The organism is Flavobacterium helocola (assembly GCF_038289885.1).
In the GTDB taxonomy this organism is placed as follows: domain Bacteria; phylum Bacteroidota; class Bacteroidia; order Flavobacteriales; family Flavobacteriaceae; genus Flavobacterium; species Flavobacterium cheniae.
In genome coordinates this window covers 948093-964348 of record NZ_JBBYHT010000001.1, presented here as the reverse complement: position 1 = coordinate 964348, position 16256 = coordinate 948093, and the positions used below count along the sequence as shown (strand labels likewise).

Annotated in this window: 16 protein-coding genes; 12 read left to right on the top strand and 4 right to left on the bottom strand. The window is 31.9% G+C overall.

Annotated elements, in window-relative coordinates:
- Nucleotides 1–26 precede the first annotated feature (26 nt).
- Nucleotides 27–761: a metallophosphoesterase family protein gene (locus tag AAEO58_RS04375; protein WP_341682180.1), complete on the bottom strand. Its 735-nt coding sequence runs from the start codon at nt 759–761 to the stop codon at nt 27–29.
- A gap of 156 nt (nt 762–917) precedes the next feature.
- Between AAEO58_RS04375 and AAEO58_RS04370 the strand changes: the two genes are divergently transcribed.
- Genes AAEO58_RS04370 through AAEO58_RS04355 form a run of 4 tightly spaced genes read left to right on the top strand, consistent with a single transcriptional unit; the run spans nt 918 to nt 4071 of the window.
- Complete coding sequence (locus AAEO58_RS04370) at nt 918–1112, top strand: hypothetical protein (RefSeq protein ID WP_341682179.1); 195 nt, start codon at nt 918–920, stop codon at nt 1110–1112.
- A gap of 20 nt (nt 1113–1132) precedes the next feature.
- A complete protein-coding gene (locus tag AAEO58_RS04365) occupies nt 1133–1309 on the top strand; it encodes a hypothetical protein (protein ID WP_341682178.1) in 177 nt (58 codons plus the stop codon).
- Nucleotides 1310–1354: 45 nt separating this feature from the next.
- Complete coding sequence (locus AAEO58_RS04360; protein WP_341682177.1) at nt 1355–3367, top strand: tetratricopeptide repeat protein; 2013 nt, start codon at nt 1355–1357, stop codon at nt 3365–3367.
- Between the two features lie 32 nt (nt 3368–3399).
- Complete coding sequence (locus AAEO58_RS04355) at nt 3400–4071, top strand: response regulator (RefSeq protein ID WP_341682176.1); 672 nt, start codon at nt 3400–3402, stop codon at nt 4069–4071.
- Between the two features lie 337 nt (nt 4072–4408).
- Here AAEO58_RS04355 and AAEO58_RS04350 read toward each other — a convergent pair whose 3' ends face one another.
- The gene (locus tag AAEO58_RS04350; RefSeq protein WP_341682174.1) at nt 4409–5548 is read right to left on the bottom strand and encodes an ATP-binding protein; all 1140 of its coding nucleotides are present in this window, start codon (nt 5546–5548) and stop codon (nt 4409–4411) included.
- 81 nt (nt 5549–5629) lie between these two features.
- Nucleotides 5630–6502: an aldo/keto reductase gene (locus AAEO58_RS04345; RefSeq protein WP_341682172.1), complete on the bottom strand. Its 873-nt coding sequence runs from the start codon at nt 6500–6502 to the stop codon at nt 5630–5632.
- A 177-nt stretch (nt 6503–6679) separates the two neighbouring features.
- Between AAEO58_RS04345 and AAEO58_RS04340 the strand changes: the two genes are divergently transcribed.
- The 8 genes from AAEO58_RS04340 to AAEO58_RS04305 all read left to right on the top strand — a co-directional run bounded on the left by AAEO58_RS04340 (nt 6680) and on the right by AAEO58_RS04305 (nt 15621).
- Nucleotides 6680–7684 (top strand): AAA family ATPase, encoded by a 1005-nt coding sequence (locus tag AAEO58_RS04340; RefSeq protein WP_341682170.1) that lies wholly within the window; start codon nt 6680–6682, stop codon nt 7682–7684.
- A gap of 77 nt (nt 7685–7761) precedes the next feature.
- Nucleotides 7762–8628, top strand: coding sequence for a DUF58 domain-containing protein (locus tag AAEO58_RS04335; protein WP_341682168.1), 867 nt, complete (start codon nt 7762–7764; stop codon nt 8626–8628).
- A 5-nt stretch (nt 8629–8633) separates the two neighbouring features.
- Nucleotides 8634–10250, top strand: coding sequence for a hypothetical protein (locus tag AAEO58_RS04330; RefSeq protein WP_341682166.1), 1617 nt, complete (start codon nt 8634–8636; stop codon nt 10248–10250).
- A complete protein-coding gene (locus AAEO58_RS04325) occupies nt 10250–11254 on the top strand; it encodes a vWA domain-containing protein (protein ID WP_341682164.1) in 1005 nt (334 codons plus the stop codon). The genes AAEO58_RS04330 and AAEO58_RS04325 overlap by 1 nt, the downstream gene beginning before the upstream one ends.
- A gap of 11 nt (nt 11255–11265) precedes the next feature.
- The gene (locus tag AAEO58_RS04320) at nt 11266–12309 is read left to right on the top strand and encodes a vWA domain-containing protein (protein WP_341682163.1); all 1044 of its coding nucleotides are present in this window, start codon (nt 11266–11268) and stop codon (nt 12307–12309) included.
- Nucleotides 12302–13072, top strand: coding sequence for a tetratricopeptide repeat protein (locus AAEO58_RS04315; RefSeq protein WP_341682162.1), 771 nt, complete (start codon nt 12302–12304; stop codon nt 13070–13072). The genes AAEO58_RS04320 and AAEO58_RS04315 overlap by 8 nt, the downstream gene beginning before the upstream one ends.
- A gap of 3 nt (nt 13073–13075) precedes the next feature.
- Nucleotides 13076–14854 carry a BatD family protein gene (locus AAEO58_RS04310; RefSeq protein WP_341682161.1) on the top strand — a complete coding sequence of 593 codons (1779 nt, stop codon included), beginning with the start codon at nt 13076–13078 and terminating at the stop codon, nt 14852–14854.
- On the top strand, nt 14854–15621 hold the full coding sequence (locus AAEO58_RS04305; RefSeq protein WP_341682160.1) for a tetratricopeptide repeat protein: 768 nt from the start codon (nt 14854–14856) through the stop codon (nt 15619–15621). The genes AAEO58_RS04310 and AAEO58_RS04305 overlap by 1 nt, the downstream gene beginning before the upstream one ends.
- Here the strand turns inward: AAEO58_RS04305 and AAEO58_RS04300 are convergent.
- Nucleotides 15611–16141, bottom strand: a complete 531-nt coding sequence (locus AAEO58_RS04300; protein ID WP_341682159.1) for a CvpA family protein — start codon at nt 16139–16141, stop codon at nt 15611–15613. The two genes, AAEO58_RS04305 and AAEO58_RS04300, sit on opposite strands and share 11 nt — an antisense overlap.
- Nucleotides 16142–16256: the final 115 nt, after the last annotated feature.

Below are 16256 nucleotides of genomic sequence, written 5' to 3'. Positions count from 1 at the left end.
AAATTGAGTACAAATATAGGGTTAAATTAATTCCTGCCTTTTTCGTTTGGATATAAGTCTGGTAGTGAGTCGCTTTGCCAAAATTCTTTAGTATCAACATCCATGATGGTAAGTTTACCTTTGAAAGCAGCTCCAGTATCCACATTCCAAACGCAGGCTTTATTTACTGGAATTGTTTCATCAATTTTAGTAACAGGTGTGTGTCCAATGAAAATTTCGTTATAAATTTTTAAACGCAATGGATAGGTAATAGCGTCTTTTGAAAGTTGACTATCAATTGCTAAAGCCGTTTCCCACAGGGTTCTATCCCAGTAAAATAAAGGTTTAAAAAATTCGTGTTCCACTCCTTTCATATTGGTAAATCCGGCATGAATAAACAATCGGTTTTTATCATCTAAATGATAATCTTGTAATGACTGTAAAAACTGAATGTGTTTTTCTTTTGTTTCAGCATTAATATTTTGATAGGATAACACTGTAGCTTCACCACCATGTTGAAACCATAATTTTTCATCGATATTTTCGTTATTACCTAATAACCAATCCAATAGAAGTTCGTCGTGATTACCTCGAATAAAAACACAAGGTTGTTTTTTTTGTAATTCTATTAGAAAATCTAAAACGGCAGGCGATTCGCTCCAACCATCTACATAGTCACCTAAAAAAATTAATGTGGCGTTTTCATCACAGTTAATTTTTTTTAGTACTTGAAGTAATGCTTTTAGACCTCCGTGGATGTCTCCAATGACAAATTTTTTCATAAAAACTCAATAAACACTGAAAAATTAAAGTGAAAATATACAGAAAATCTGTAACAACATTATAAAAAGGTATAAGTATCTTTATAATGCAAAAATGGATAAAAAATTCGATTAAAACATAAAAAACAAATAACAAACAATTAAAATTCAATCCCAATGAAAAACACAGTAAAATTATTCGGACTATTAATGGTTAGTATTGTATTATTTTCATGTTCAACAGATGAGCAAGATGAGGACTTAGAAAAAGCCATTAAACTATCAGAAAATATGCAACAAACGCAATCAAGAGAAGGTGATGGAATACAAGAAGAAGGTAATCCACACATAATAATTATAAAAAAAGATTAATAATTTAAAATACTTTAAAAATGAAAACAATTTTAGTTTTACTAGTAAGTTCTTTGTTTTTGTCAAATATACCGGAGAGCAAAGAAAATGATTCAATAGAAAAAGTAATGGCTTATAAGATTGAAAAGACGAGCAACATTAAAACAGAGAGTATAGTAAATTCAAGAGCACCTATAATAATTGTAAAAAGAGATTAATTATTATCTTTAAACACTAAATTTGTTCAAAAGCGAATCTTTTAATTGAGACAGATAATAAGTTTATTTAGTTTAATTTTTCTCGTTGGGTGTAATTCAAACGAGAAAAACCCTGCTATTCAAAAAAAATTAGACTCTTATTTTGATAAAAGTTCAGACGTAAATTTAGAAAAGGAAGTTCGATTAAAATATATTGATTCAGCCGAAAATATTATTCAAGAAGCGAATGAAAATGATTCCATAAAAATTAAAAATTATTTTAAGATTGCGAATCGTTTTTTTATGGTATTGGAGTATGAAAAATATAAAGAAAAAACAAAAGAGATTTTAAAAATTTCTGAATCAATTAATGATTCTTTAAGCATTGCTAAAGCAGAATATTATTTAGGTGATTATTATTTTTCTACCTCTAAAAATGATAGTGCCTATTATTATTATTTATCAGCTGAAAAGAAATATCTAAAAATTAATGATGAATCGAGCCTTGCAAATACCAAATTACACAAAGCTTATATATTATCGTATGAAAAAGATTTTTTAGGGAGCGAGTCAGAAACTATTAAAGTATTAAATATAGCTAAAAAAATTGAAGACCAATCTTTAATATATGAGTGCTATGTTAATTTAGGAAGTGCTTTATCTGGTTTAGGAGATTATGAAAAAGCCTTAGAATACCATCAAAAATCCTTACTTCAAATTAAAAAAATTGAAGACGAAAACTATAAACCAATATTACAAGCTCAAACCTTAAATAATATTGGCTTTGTATATCTAAGCATCAGTAAATTCAACGAAGCAAGTCAAATTTTTGCTGAAGGATTAAAAATTAACAACCTTCAAGAAATCCAACCTGTTTTATACACATCTTTACTTGATAATTTTGCTTATTCTCGATTTAAAATTAATAAAAATGAAGGTTTAAAAGATTTTCAAACAGCTTTAGCGGTAAGAGATGAAATAAATGATGTGTATGGAAAAATTAACAGTAGAATTCATCTTACCGAATATTACCTTTCTCAAAAAGACACTTTAAAAGCACTTCAACTTAATAGTGAAGCCAACAAATTAGCCAAAGAATCGCATTATAACAAAGAAGTTTTGGTAACACTCGATTTCTTTACGAAACTACTTCCCAAAGAAGGCTTATCTTATGCTAGAGATTACATCAAATTGAACGATAGTCTCCAAAAACAAGAAAGAGCTACTCGAAACAAATTGGCTCGAATTGAATTTGAAACCGACGAAATTATTTCTGAAAAAGAAACAATTTCTAACCAACGAAAAATTATTTTGATAGCTTCATTATTAATTATTTCATTTAGTTTTCTATTCTATATAATTCTCTATCAAAGAAGTAAACACAAAGAATTGGTTTTCGCACAGCAGCAACAAGAATCAAACGAAGAAATTTACAGATTAATGCTTAATAATCAGGAAGATATAGATGAAGTTCGAAGAAATGTTAAACGAAATATTGGCTTAGAACTTCATGATAATATTCTAAATAGACTGGCAGGAGTTAGATTTAATTTGTTTTCAATATCTAGAAGACAAGACGAAGAAACCATCAAGAAAGCCCTTGAACACATTGATTATATTAGAGTTATTGAACAAGAAATCAGAGCTTTTTCGCATCATTTACATAATGAATCCGAAATTTATAAAAGTGGTTTTAAAAATATTTTAGAAGAACTTTTGAAAAATCAAAAGGAAACGTATCCACCAGAATGTAATTTCGAAATATATTATGATGATGCAATGAATAATATGAATCCTGAAATCAAAATGAATGTCTATCGGATAATACAAGAAGCGTTTAACAACATTAATAAATATGCTAATGCTAGTAAAATTGCACTAATACTAGACACAGAAGACGATTTTTTACATCTAGAAATAAATGATAATGGCATTGGTTTTAACGAGAAAAAAGTCAAAAACGGAATTGGCTTAAAAAACATGAAAAGCAGAACTGAAGCCATGAAAGGTGAAATCTCTATTACATCCGAAAAAGGAAAAGGTACACTTATAAAGTTAAATGTTCCGTTGGTAAATTAAATAAATTGTAAATTTGAAATAAATAAAATCTCGTGAATAAAACAGACTTACATATTTTAATGATTGACGATCATCCATCAATGATTGAGGGTTATAAAAGCATATTGTCTTTCAACGATCTAGGTTTACGAATAACGACAACTCCAGCTTACAACTGCGAATCGGCATATAATATAATTGACAGCACGCCAGTTTTTAAGGCATTTGATTTTGCTTTTGTTGATTTGAGTTTACCACCATATTTAGAAAAAAACATTAAAAGCGGAGAAGATTTAGCACTTCTTATTAAAAACAAATTCCCAAATTGTAAAATTGTTATTCTTACTTCGCATGCAGAAGCTTTTATTCTAGATGCTATTCAAAAAAACATTGCCCCAAACGGCTTGTTAGTAAAAAGTGATTTTACGGCAGATGAGTTTTTATTAGCATTTGAAAAAATATACAACAATCATTTTTACACAAGTAAAACAGTTGTAGATAATATTGCAGAATTGCATGAAAAAAGTGTTTTCTTGGACGAGAAGAACAGAAAACTAATTACCTTATTAGCTGAAGGTGTAAAAACTAAAAATTTACCTCAACGCATGAATTTATCCATAAGTACAATCGACAAACGAAAAGCACAAATAAAACACTTCTTTAAAATTGAAAAAGGTAGCGACGAAGACATCATTCGCGAAGCTAAAAAGCACGGATTGATCTAAAATTTTTCAAAAAAAGCCCAAAACACTGAAAAATAGAAGTAAAAATATACAGAAAATCTGTAACAATTTTTCTTTTGAATAGAAGTAACTTTATAATCTAAATGATATAGAAAATGAAGTTATATACAAAATTAGTTATCGTGCTGTTAATCCTTAGTCTAATTTGGATTTACTTTATCGTTGATTTAACGTATTATAGCCTTTTTCAAGAAAAGGCAACCTTTTTTAACACTCTTGATTATAGTTTGCAATTCAAATTAGTCTACATATTGGGAGTTCTACTTTTTGTTTCTTATCTGATGCTGATTTTTTTTAAAAAGAACAATAAAAACTTGTACTAATCGTATTTCATTTTTCTTAAAATCCGCATTACTTCTTTAAATGAGACATAAATCATAGGATTTTCTAGTGATTTCAAAAAAGGTTTAGCATCAATTAGTTTTTGTTTCGCTTCATCAAATCCATTCAAGTAACAAATCATTAGAATGTGAGGTAAATTCTCCAAATCTCTTTTTTCTGATTCTTGTAAAGGCAATCCTTTTTGGAGTTTTCCTAATAAGGTCAAATTTGAATTATAAATATGATGCAACATTTTTCGGTTGTATTGAGGAGGCTCAAATAACATTTCTGAATTCATTTTGTAATAGCCATTATCAAAAAAAGTTAATGTTACTTTTTCAAACGGATAATAACTAGTTTTGTCATTTAAACCTAAAGAAACATATTCGGTGATAGAAAACGTACTATCATCATATTCAATGCTAACTTCATCTAATGCCGAATAAAACAACTTCACTTGCTCGTTAATCAATTCAATATCAACTCTAGAATAATATACTTTATCTCGAATTTTCTTTTTATTTCCCGCCCAGCAAACCACAAACAATTCTTTAAAAACATGATAGTTAGAAGGAATGTCTTTATGGCGATTGTTGATGAAATCCAAAACGCTTTCTAACGTATGCGCAATGCTATTACGTGAGCTATTTTCTATGCTAATGACGGTTTCAATATTCTGTTTCGAATACGGAATTTTCTCTTTCGTAGGCGAAGTATTGCTTCCTTTTCTAACAAAAGTACTATTGGCTTCAATAGTGTGAATTCCTTTTTTAAAATAAGAAGTTTTCGATTTGGGTTTTATCGTAACCAATCCTACCACTTTATCTTTTGGAAGATTAGGAAAAGGCACATTTTCGTAGTGAATTTTAGGCGGATTTTCCAAAAAAGCATTCACCAAATTCTGAATTCGGCTATCATCAAAAAAATCATCACCAACGATTTCATTCGATTCGTCTTCAACTCCAACAACAATGTAAGAATTGTTACTTGGATTAGAATTTGAAAGTGCACAAATGTGTTTTAGAAATTTTGCTTTTCCTTCTTTAGTGTGCAAATTCAATTGACGCTTCTTATCATAAAAACTATTCTCATCGTGATGAGATAATATGTTTTTTATAAGAAGGCGCTTGTTTATCATTTTTAAGTGAATAGTTATAAGTAAAAAGTGATTAGCAGAAAAAATGGACTATTTACTAATCACTTTTCACTAATTACTTTTTTAAGGCACTTTATTTCCCATGCTCTCTGTCCAAATAGCGAACCAATCTTGCTTGTCTAATTCCAATGAACACGCTTTCGATAATTGCTGAATTCGTGCCACATTTACAGTTCCGGCAACAGGTAAAATATTCGCAGGATGTTGTAAAATCCAAGCCAATAAAATTAAATCAGAACCTACATGATATTTATCTACAAGCGTAGCTAAAAGCTGTTTTAATCGAAAAGTTTGCTCTGTATTTTCTCTAAAAACAGTTCCTAACGGATTCCAAGCCATGGGCTGAATCTTATGAATTTGCATGTAATCTAGACTTCCATCTAACATAGCTTCATGATGCGTTGCCGAAAATTGCACTTGATTAAATGAAATTTCGGTTTTTTGACGCAAAAGTTCTGTTTGAAAAGGTGTAAAATTAGAAACACCAAAGGATTTAATTTTTCCTTCCGATTTTAATTTTTCAACCGCTTCGGCAATTTCATCAGCTTGCATTAATGGACTTGGTCTATGCAAAAGTAAAGCGTCTAAATAATCTGTTTGTAGATTTTTTAAAGAATTTTCAACTGACCAAATAATGTAATCTTTAGAATATTCATAATGTTTAATGGTATTATTGGGTCTGTTTTCAGAAGTATATTGAATTCCACATTTCGATATCAACTGTAGCTTTTCTCTAGAAATTTTACTTTCATTAAATGCTTTTCCAAATTGAGCTTCGGTTGTGTAACCTCCATAGATATCGGCATGATCAAATGACGTAATTCCGTTTTCCAAATAAAGGTTAATTAAATGGCTCATTTCTTTTGTGTTAAGGTTTTTATCCGAAACACCCCAATTCATTACTCCGGCAATTATAGGTGACAATTTTATTGACATAGCATGTTGTTTTTTTAAAATTTCCTTAAAATTATAAAATAGAATCATAAAACACTCACAAAAAGCACTTTTTTAATCACATTTTAACGCTTAATTAACAACTAAAAATTAAAAAAAATTACAATTTGCAATGTTAAAAAATGTTGTTAATTTCACACCACCAAATTAAACCTTAAAATGGAAGAAAATACATCGAGTTTAGACATAAGAGCAATCAATGAGAAAATAGAAAGAGAAAGTGCTTTTATCGATTTGCTTACAATGGAAATGAACAAAGTTATTGTAGGTCAAAAACAAATGGTAGAACGATTGTTAATTGGACTTTTAGGACAAGGACACATTCTATTAGAAGGAGTTCCCGGATTAGCAAAAACTTTAGCAATTAATACGCTTTCTCAAGCCGTTCACGGTTCGTTTAGTAGAATTCAGTTTACACCAGATTTATTACCTGCAGACGTTGTAGGAACCATGATTTATAATATCAAACAAAACGATTTCACCATTCGTAAAGGACCAATTTTTGCTAATTTCGTTTTAGCCGATGAGATTAACCGTGCTCCTGCAAAAGTACAATCAGCATTGTTAGAAGCTATGCAAGAAAAGCAAGTTACGATTGGTGATGAAACGTTTAAGTTAGACAAACCGTTCTTAGTAATGGCAACCCAAAACCCTGTTGACCAAGAAGGAACATATCCATTACCAGAAGCACAAGTTGACCGTTTTATGTTGAAAGTCGTTATCGATTATCCAAAAATGGAAGACGAGCGTTTGGTTATTCGTCAAAACTTAAAAGGCGCTTTTGAAAAAGTAAACCAAGTGGTTTCTGTTGAACAAATTTTAAGAGCTCAAGAAGCTGTTCGTGAAGTATACATGGACGAGAAAATTGAGAAATACATCTTAGATTTAATCTTCGCAACGCGTTATCCAGAAAAATATAAATTAGAAAGTCTAAAACCATTAATCAGCTTTGGAGCTTCGCCACGTGGAAGTATCAACTTAGCAACTGCTGCTAAGTGTTATGCTTTCATCAAACGTAGAGGTTACGTAATTCCAGAAGACGTTCGTGCCGTTGTGTACGATGTATTACGTCACAGAATCGGAATCACATACGAAGCAGAAGCTGAAAATGTAACTACAGAAGACATTATTAGCAGAATTGTTAACGAAGTTGAAGTGCCTTAATTTTTTGTTTCAAGTTTAAAGTTTCAAGTTAAAGAAACCTGAAACAAAGAGAACCTGAAACCTGAAACAAAATAACAATGGATACCAAAGAAATTCTAAAGAAAGTTCGAAAAATTGAAATCAAAACCCGAAGATTGAGTGATCATATCTTTTCGGGAGAATATCACACGTCTTTTAAAGGACGCGGGATGACGTTTTCAGAAGTGCGCCAATACCAATACGGTGATGACGTAAGAGCTATCGATTGGAATGTAACGGCACGCTACAACGAACCTTTCGTAAAGGTTTTTGAAGAAGAACGCGAATTAACCATGATGTTACTGGTGGATATTTCAGGTTCAGAGAGTTTTGGTACAAAAAACCAACTAAAAAGAGATATGGTTACCGAAATTGCTGCCACATTAGCGTTTTCGGCCACTCAAAATAATGATAAAATTGGTTTGCTTTTATTTTCAGATCAAATCGAATTGTTTATTCCACCTAAAAAAGGAAAATCGCACGTTTTACGAATCATTCGCGAGTTAATCGAATTCGAATCGAAAAGTAAAAAAACCGATTTATCGCAAGCCTTGAAATATTTATCAAGCGTTTTGAAAAAGAAAGCCATTGTGTTTTTAATTTCCGATTTCATGGTGAAAGATTACGAACACACGCTAAAAATCGCTTCAAAACGCCATGATGTAACCGGAATTCGAGTGTTTGACCAACGCGAAGAAAGTATTCCAAACATTGGAATTGTAAATATGTTAGACGCTGAAACTGGCGAAACTCTTTTGGTTGATACCACATCCAAAAAAGTGCGAATGGATTACGAAAAATACTATCGTGAAAACGTAAATTATTTCAAAGATATTTTTTCAAAATGTGGAGCCGGAACAATTAGTTCGAGAGTAGATGAAAGCTATGTAACCAAATTATTAGGTTATTTTAAAGCGCGTAATTAAGAAAAATGAAAAAGAAACTTTACTTATATATTGCTTTATTGTTCGGATTTTTGAGTTTTGCTCAACAAATCTCATCTTCTATTGATTCTACTCAGATTAAAATTGGATCGCAATTCAATTTAACTATCAAAGCAAAAGTAAACGCCAAAGATAAAGTAGTTTTTCCTGCTGGAAAGTTTTTTGGCGCATTGGAAATTTTAGAATCCTATCCAATTGACACAGTAAAAAACGATAACCAATACGAATTAATCAAAAAATACGGGTTAACCCAATTTGATTCGGGACGCTATGTGATTCCGAAATTATTAGTAAAAATCAATCAAAAAGAATTTCGTACTGATTCGCTTTCGATTTTGGTAAACGATGTAAAAGTTGATACTACCAAACAACAAATGTACGACATCAAAGACATCATTGCTACCGAAGAAAAACCGATGAGCGAATGGTGGAAATTACTGATTTTATTGGTGTTGATTATCGCTTCTGGTTTTGCATCGTACTTCATCATCAAAAGATTACAAAAAGAGAAAGAGCAAAAAGAAGAATTTTTCGCTTCGCCAATTGAAAAAGCGATTGCGTATCTTCAAAACTTAGATAAAAAACAATTGGTGCAACGCGGTGATGTCAAAGAATATTATTCTGAAATGACCGATATTACCAGAACGTACATCGAGGAATCGGTTCATATTCCAGCAATGGAAAGTACTTCGAGCGAGTTAATAGAATCACTAAAAAAAGCGATTAAAGACAAGAAAATGTTTGTAAATCGTGAAGATTTGGAAAAATTCAGTCGCGTTTTAGAAAATTCGGATTTAGTAAAATTCGCTAAATCGCAACCTATGTTGTTTGAAATTGAAACTGATAAAAAAATCATTGATAAGTTTTTGTTAATCATCGATAAAGCCTTACCAAGAACCGAAGACCAAGCGGCAATTTTATTCGCTGAAGAAGTTCGCAAGAAAGAAATGCAAAAGCAAAAATTCAAACGTTTGGTGATGTCAATTGGAATCTCGATGTTTTTATTGGTGGCTTCTGTTGTAATTTTCGCTTACACGGTTGGATTCGATTTCATCAAAGACAATTACATTGGACATTCTACCGAAGAATTGTTAGAGAAAGAATGGATAACGTCAGAATATGGAGAACCTGCGATTATTATTTCATCACCTAAAGTTTTAAAACGAACAATTGACGAGAAAATTCAAAATAATCTTCCAGAAAACGTAAAATCAACAAGTCGTTTTATATATGGAAGTATTACAGACGATTTCTCAATTGTTTTAATTACAACCGCTTACAAAGACACAACTAAGATAGATTTAGATTTAGCGCTTGAAGTTGATTTAAAAGAATTAGAAAAGTTTGGAGCTAAAAATATTATCGTAAAAACTGGCGAATTCGAAAACGTAAAAGGACTTTCGGGTAAAAAAGCGTATGGAACTTTTAAAGCTTTTGATCCTGATAGTGAAGAAGTTATCAAAATGCAGTACGACATTATGGTGTTATCGCAACCAGGTGGTGCTCAAGAATTTTTCTTTATGTATAGAGAAGAAGACGAACACGCGAAGCAGATTATTGAGAAAATTCAGAATTCAATCGAACTAAGAAAAGCCAAGAAATAATGGGAAAAGTAACCTTTTTAAATCCGGAATTTTTGTGGTTGTTTTTGGTTTTACCAATTGCAATAGGTTGGTTGTTTTATAAAAGAAACCAACTTTCAGCAACGGTAAAAATGAGTTCGTTGGAACCATTTAAACAAAATAGAACTTTCTTGGCTAAAGCAAAACCTTTTTTATACGTATTGCGAATTTTAGCATTAAGTTCGATAATCATAGCATTAGCAAGACCAAGAAGCGTTGATGTAACTTCAAAATCGAAAACTACAAAAGGAATTGATATTGTAATGGCAATCGACGTTTCGAGTAGTATGTTGGCTAATGATTTAAAACCAAATCGCTTAGAAGCTCTGAAAAAAGTGGCTTCAACGTTTGTGCAAGATAGAATTAACGATAGAATTGGATTAGTAGTTTATGCTGGTGAAAGTTATACGAGAACTCCTGTAACTTCGGATAAAACTATCATTTTACAATCGTTAAAAACCATCGAATATGATGATTCTATTATTGCCGATGGAACAGGAATAGGCGTTGGTTTAGCTACGGCTATTAACCGAATAAAAGACAGCAAAGCGAAAAGCAGAATCATCATTTTATTGACGGATGGTGTGAATAATTCAGGAACCATCGACCCAAGAACCGCTTCCGAAATCGCAAAAGAATACGGTATAAAAGTATATACCATCGGAATTGGAACAAACGGACAAGCAATGTTTCCTGTAGCAAAAGACGCCAATGGAAAATTAGTTTTCAGAATGATGCCAGTAGAAATTGATGAAAAACTGATGAAAGAAATTGCAAAAGCAACCGATGCGAAATATTTTAGAGCTACATCAAATAAGAAATTACAAGCCATTTACGACGAAATTAATAAGTTAGAAACTACAGAAATCCAAGAGAAAAAATTCTACAATTATGATGAAAAATACAAACCTTTCGTTTTAATTGCTTTTGTGTTGTTAGGTGTTGAGGTATTGTTGAGAAATTCAGTTTTTAGAGGAATCGTTTAGAAAAAGAAAAAATGTTTGAATTAGAAAGTCCAATATATTTTTATTTGTTAGCGCTATTACCCATAATAGTGGCACTTTTTCTATTCAATTTGTTTTGGAAAAGAAAAAGACAAGCTGTTTTTGCCGATTTGGAATTATTCAACCAATTAGCTCCAGAAAAATCAAGGTTTAAACCCGCTTTAAAATTAGGTGTTTTGTTGTTGGCATTGGCTTGCATTATAATTGCTTTGGTAAACCCAAAAATGGGAACCAAAATGGAAACCGTAAAACGTCAAGGAATTGATATTGTTTTTGCAGTCGACATTTCCAAAAGTATGCTAGCCGAAGACGTAGCACCAAATAGACTAGAAAAAACCAAGCAAATTGTTTCGCAAATCATTAATCAATTGGGAAATGACCGAGTAGGAATTGTAGGTTATGCCGGAAGCGCTTATCCAGTTTTACCAATGACTACTGATTATAGCATTGCTAAAATGTACTTGCAAAGCATGAATACCAACATGGTTTCTTCGCAAGGAACTGCTTTTAATGATGCCATTCAATTAGCGGTTGATTTCTTTGATGTGAAAGATACTAGCAAGTTAATTATCCTGATTTCCGATGGTGAAGACCATGGCGAAGGCGCAGAAGATGCAATTGAAATGGCTAAAGAAAAAGGCGTTCGTATTTTGACTATTGGAGTGGGAACTGAAAAAGGTGCTCCAATTCCATTACGAGATGATAAAGGAACCATAGCTTCATATAAAAAAGACTCAGAAGGACAAACGGTTACAACAAAATTATATCCTGAAGTTTTAAAAAATATTGCCGATAAAACCAAGTCAAAATATATTGTTGGTACATCAACAAAAGAAGTGGTAGAGGAATTAAAGAAATCATTAGATAAAATAGAAAAATCTGAATTCGAATCACAACAAATAGCCGATTTTGAATCGCAATATCAATGGTTTTTAGCGTTAGGGTTTTTGTTATTATTGGTAGATATTTTCCTTTTGGAGAAAAAAACAGCATGGGTGCAAAAGTTGAACTTATTTAATGAAAAGAAACATGCGTAAGATAGTTTACATATTGCTATTATTGAATTGCATCACGCTTTTCAGTCAAGAAAAAGATAAAAATCTGTACAACGGAAATCAATCGTTTACCGAAAAGAAATACGTGGATTCCGAAGCCGATTATCGGGTAACAGAATCGAAAAAATCACCAAAAAAAGCCGTTGCAGGATATAATTTAGGAAATAGCATTTACCGACAAAATCAGCAAGGTGAAGCGCAAGTCAAATATATTCAAGCATTAGAAGTTGCTAAAACTAAAGAAGAAAAACACCGAATTTATCATAATTTAGGCAACACTTTCATGTTGGAAAAAAAATATGATTTAGCAGCTGATGCTTATAAAAACGCACTTCGAAATAATCCAAAAGATGAAGAAACGCGTTACAATTACGCTTTAGCCAAAAGAAAAAACAAAGATAATCCACCTCCAAAAGACAATAAAAAAGATAATAAAGGTGGCGGTGGTCAGGATAATAAACCACAGCCAAAAGACAAAGACGGTAAAAACGATAAAGGAAACGACAAAAAAGATTCTGATAAAGACAATCAGAATAACAAAGATAAACAAGGCGATAAACAACAAGGAAAAGGAGACGGAGAGAAAAAAGAAGATAAAAACGAAAATCCAAAGCCAAGTGGCGCCGATAAACAACGTATCGATAATATTTTAGATGCGGTTAATAATGCAGAGAAGAAAGTGCAGGACAAAGTAAATGCGAAGAAAGTAAAAGCACGTCCGGTTTCAAATGAAAAAGATTGGTAATTCATGAAAAAGATACTTTTAGTTTTATTTATATCGTTTTTTTATAATTCTGTTTCCGCTCAAGTAAAATTTGAAGCGCAAACAGAAAGAAGCTCTTATGGTTTAAATGAGCGAATTCAATTGGTTTTTTCTATCAATAACGAAGGTGATAATTTTGTACCGCCAAAATTTCCCGGATTTAAAGCTGAAGGTCCATTTATTAATAAGGGAAATCAAACTTCAATTACGATAATTAATGGTAAGGTTACCCAAAAAAGAGAAATTTCAACCCAAGTTATTTATTATTTAACACCTACAAAAAAAGGAACATTTACAATTGCTGCTGCTTCTATCGAGTTTGATGAAACCATTTATAAATCGGCACCCATAAAAATTACGATTACAGATCCTATCCAAATGCCAACCTATCCTGGTCAGCAACCAACGAATGTGAATTATGGAGAAGGAATTCATTTGGTAGCTGAAATGTCAACCAAGAATCCGTATGTGAATGAACCAGTTACCGTGATTTATAAATTGTATTTCGAACCAAGATCAACTGTTGGTAATTTTAGAAATTTCAAAGCACCAAAATACAATGATTTCTGGAGTCAGTACATCGACATGAAACAACTGCGTGCAGAACGTGGAAAGTACAACGGAAAAGATTACAGTATGGTTGTGCTTCGCAAAGTAATTTTGTATCCGTTGGAAGCTGGAGCCAAAACTATAGAACCATTCAAAATTGATTTAGATGCTGAGGTGCCAACAGGCCGTCGTGATTGGTTTGGCGAATACGAAATGCGTGTAATTCAAAAATCACTTTCTACAGGAATGCAAACCATCAATGTAAAACCACTTCCAGAAAACGGAAAACCTGCAGGATTTACAGGTGCGGTTGGAAAATTTGATTTTGTAGTAAAACCATCAAAAACGTCTTTAAAAGCAGGTGAATCTTTAGATTTAGAAGTTAGTGTTTTGGGTAAAGGAAATTTAAAATTATTTACATTACCAAAACCAGTGGTTCCAAGTGCGTTAGAAATGTACGAACCAGCTCATACCGAAAATGTACAAACACCAGTTACGGGTATGACAGGAAAAATTTCGGACAAATACACCATTATTCCTCAATTTAAAGGAAAATATACGATTAAACCAATGGAGTTTTCGTACTATGATTTGGCAAGTAAATCGTACAAAACCATCACTTCAAAAGAAATTACCATTGATGTAGCGGAAGGTGACGGAACATTTGTAGCCAATACACCAAGTGCTAATAAACAAGCCATTCAGAAAAAAGAAGTATTCCAATTCAATAAGTTGAAAACAGAATTTGTTTCTGCTTCTAGAGAAGATTTCTTAGGTTCTGGATTGTTTTATAGTTTGTTATTTGCACCATTATTATTGATTCCAATTGTGATGATTGCCAGAAAACAAAAAGAAGCAAAAGATGCCGATGTTGTAGGAAACCGAGTTAGAAATAATAACCGATTAGTGAAGAAATATTTGTCGGAAGCCAAAAAACAAATGGGTGACAAAGTGCCGTTTTATATGGCAATGGAAAAAGCATTACACAATTTCTTAAAAGCCAAATTACACATCGAAACCGTTGAAATGAGCAAAGACAATATCATTGAATTATTACAACAAAGAAACGCTTCCGAACAAAGTATCTCTCAATTCATGGAATTAATGAACGATTGCGAATTTGCAAGATATGCACCAGCAACAGATATTGCCATGACAAATGATTTTGAACGAGCTGTGGAACGAATTTCAGAACTTGAAAAACAATTGAAATAATGAAAAACAAGATTATACTTTTCCTTTTGTTTTTGGTTTCATTTGCTAATGCAAGCGAATCAATCGATGCTACCTTCAAAAAAGCAAACGATTTATATAACAAAGGTGATTACGAACAAGCGGTTCAATCTTTCGAAAGCATTGTAAACCAAGGTAACGAATCAGCTGATTTATATTTTAATATTGCCAATTGCTATTACAAATTAGGAAAAGTAGCGCCATCGATTTACAATTACGAAAAAGCATTGCTTTTAAACCCAGATGACGAAGCTATTCAAACCAATCTATCATTTGCCCAAAAAACGGCAATAGACGACATTAAAATCCTTCCAGAAGTCGGTTTTAAGAAAATGGTGAAAGAATTTACAAGCACATTTCATTACGATACTTGGGCTTGGATTGCCGTTTTTATTGCTTTGCTGAGTTTACTTTCGTTTTTAGGCTATTATTTTGGAAATACCGTATTTTTAAAACGCACTTTTTTCAGTTTGTTTCTATTGTTTTTAGTTGGAATTGGCGTAACCGTTTTCTCCGCATTTTTACAGAGGAAATTTGATGCGAATTACAATCCAGCCATCGTTTTTGCAGAATCAACGACTTTAAAAGCTGAACCCAAAAACAGTTCTGAAGATGTTGTAACGCTTCACGAAGGCACAAAAGTTTTCGTCTTAGAAGAATTAGGCAACTGGAAACAAGTAGAACTCACCGACAAAACCAAAGCGTGGATTGACAAAGAAGCGATTAAGGAAGTGAAAGCTAAGAATTAGTTTTTTCTTCGGAAACACCTTTCTTCAAACTATCATACCAACCTTCAATCGTAGGATAAATCGCTTTTGAAATATTTTGAATTGGGTTATAAAACATTGAATTATCTTGTGTTTCTTTCGAAAGCAACATGTTATTGATGTTGATTTTCTCAAAAATAAAAAGCACGACACTCAACGCTAAAATGGTTTTCAATAAGCTAAAAATCACTCCAGCAATTTTGTTAATCCAACCTAAAAAAGCAAAATCAGCTAATTTTGTTAAAATTTTCGCGCTTAAATGAATTCCAATCACTACCAACAAAAAAGTGATGATAAAAGCGGTAATTTCAATATATTTCGGATTCCAACTTGGAACAAATCCAGTAAAAATAGCACCTACTAAACTCGAAAATTTAATCGCTAAATAAATTCCAGCAACCAAGGCTAATAGAGAAGCGACTTCCACAAAAAGTCCGTTTTTTAATCCTTTATAAACCGCAAAACCTAATAAAACCGCAAAAACAATATCAATAAAACTCATTTGAAAGAAAATAGAATAAAGAATAAAGAATAAAGATAAAAGAATTGTTGAAAGTAGTTTTCTGTTGTTATCTTTGCAGAAACATTATTGGATTGATGGGAAACTTCGTGCTTCC

What these genes read in the sequence shown, in the direction of transcription:
- AAEO58_RS04300 (WP_341682159.1), bottom strand. Translation starts at nt 16,141, where the DNA reads ATGAGTTTTATTGATATTGTTTTTGCGGTTTTATTAGGTTTTGCGGTT.
- AAEO58_RS04340 (WP_341682170.1), top strand. Translation starts at nt 6,680, where the DNA reads ATGGAAGAAAATACATCGAGTTTAGACATAAGAGCAATCAATGAGAAA.
- AAEO58_RS04350 (WP_341682174.1), bottom strand. Translation starts at nt 5,548, where the DNA reads ATGATAAACAAGCGCCTTCTTATAAAAAACATATTATCTCATCACGAT.
- AAEO58_RS04330 (WP_341682166.1), top strand. Translation starts at nt 8,634, where the DNA reads ATGAAAAAGAAACTTTACTTATATATTGCTTTATTGTTCGGATTTTTG.
- AAEO58_RS04345 (WP_341682172.1), bottom strand. Translation starts at nt 6,502, where the DNA reads ATGTCAATAAAATTGTCACCTATAATTGCCGGAGTAATGAATTGGGGT.
- AAEO58_RS04325 (WP_341682164.1), top strand. Translation starts at nt 10,250, where the DNA reads ATGGGAAAAGTAACCTTTTTAAATCCGGAATTTTTGTGGTTGTTTTTG.
- AAEO58_RS04335 (WP_341682168.1), top strand. Translation starts at nt 7,762, where the DNA reads ATGGATACCAAAGAAATTCTAAAGAAAGTTCGAAAAATTGAAATCAAA.
- AAEO58_RS04320 (WP_341682163.1), top strand. Translation starts at nt 11,266, where the DNA reads ATGTTTGAATTAGAAAGTCCAATATATTTTTATTTGTTAGCGCTATTA.
- AAEO58_RS04375 (WP_341682180.1), bottom strand. Translation starts at nt 761, where the DNA reads ATGAAAAAATTTGTCATTGGAGACATCCACGGAGGTCTAAAAGCATTA.
- AAEO58_RS04370 (WP_341682179.1), top strand. Translation starts at nt 918, where the DNA reads ATGAAAAACACAGTAAAATTATTCGGACTATTAATGGTTAGTATTGTA.
- AAEO58_RS04365 (WP_341682178.1), top strand. Translation starts at nt 1,133, where the DNA reads ATGAAAACAATTTTAGTTTTACTAGTAAGTTCTTTGTTTTTGTCAAAT.
- AAEO58_RS04310 (WP_341682161.1), top strand. Translation starts at nt 13,076, where the DNA reads ATGAAAAAGATACTTTTAGTTTTATTTATATCGTTTTTTTATAATTCT.
- AAEO58_RS04315 (WP_341682162.1), top strand. Translation starts at nt 12,302, where the DNA reads ATGCGTAAGATAGTTTACATATTGCTATTATTGAATTGCATCACGCTT.
- AAEO58_RS04305 (WP_341682160.1), top strand. Translation starts at nt 14,854, where the DNA reads ATGAAAAACAAGATTATACTTTTCCTTTTGTTTTTGGTTTCATTTGCT.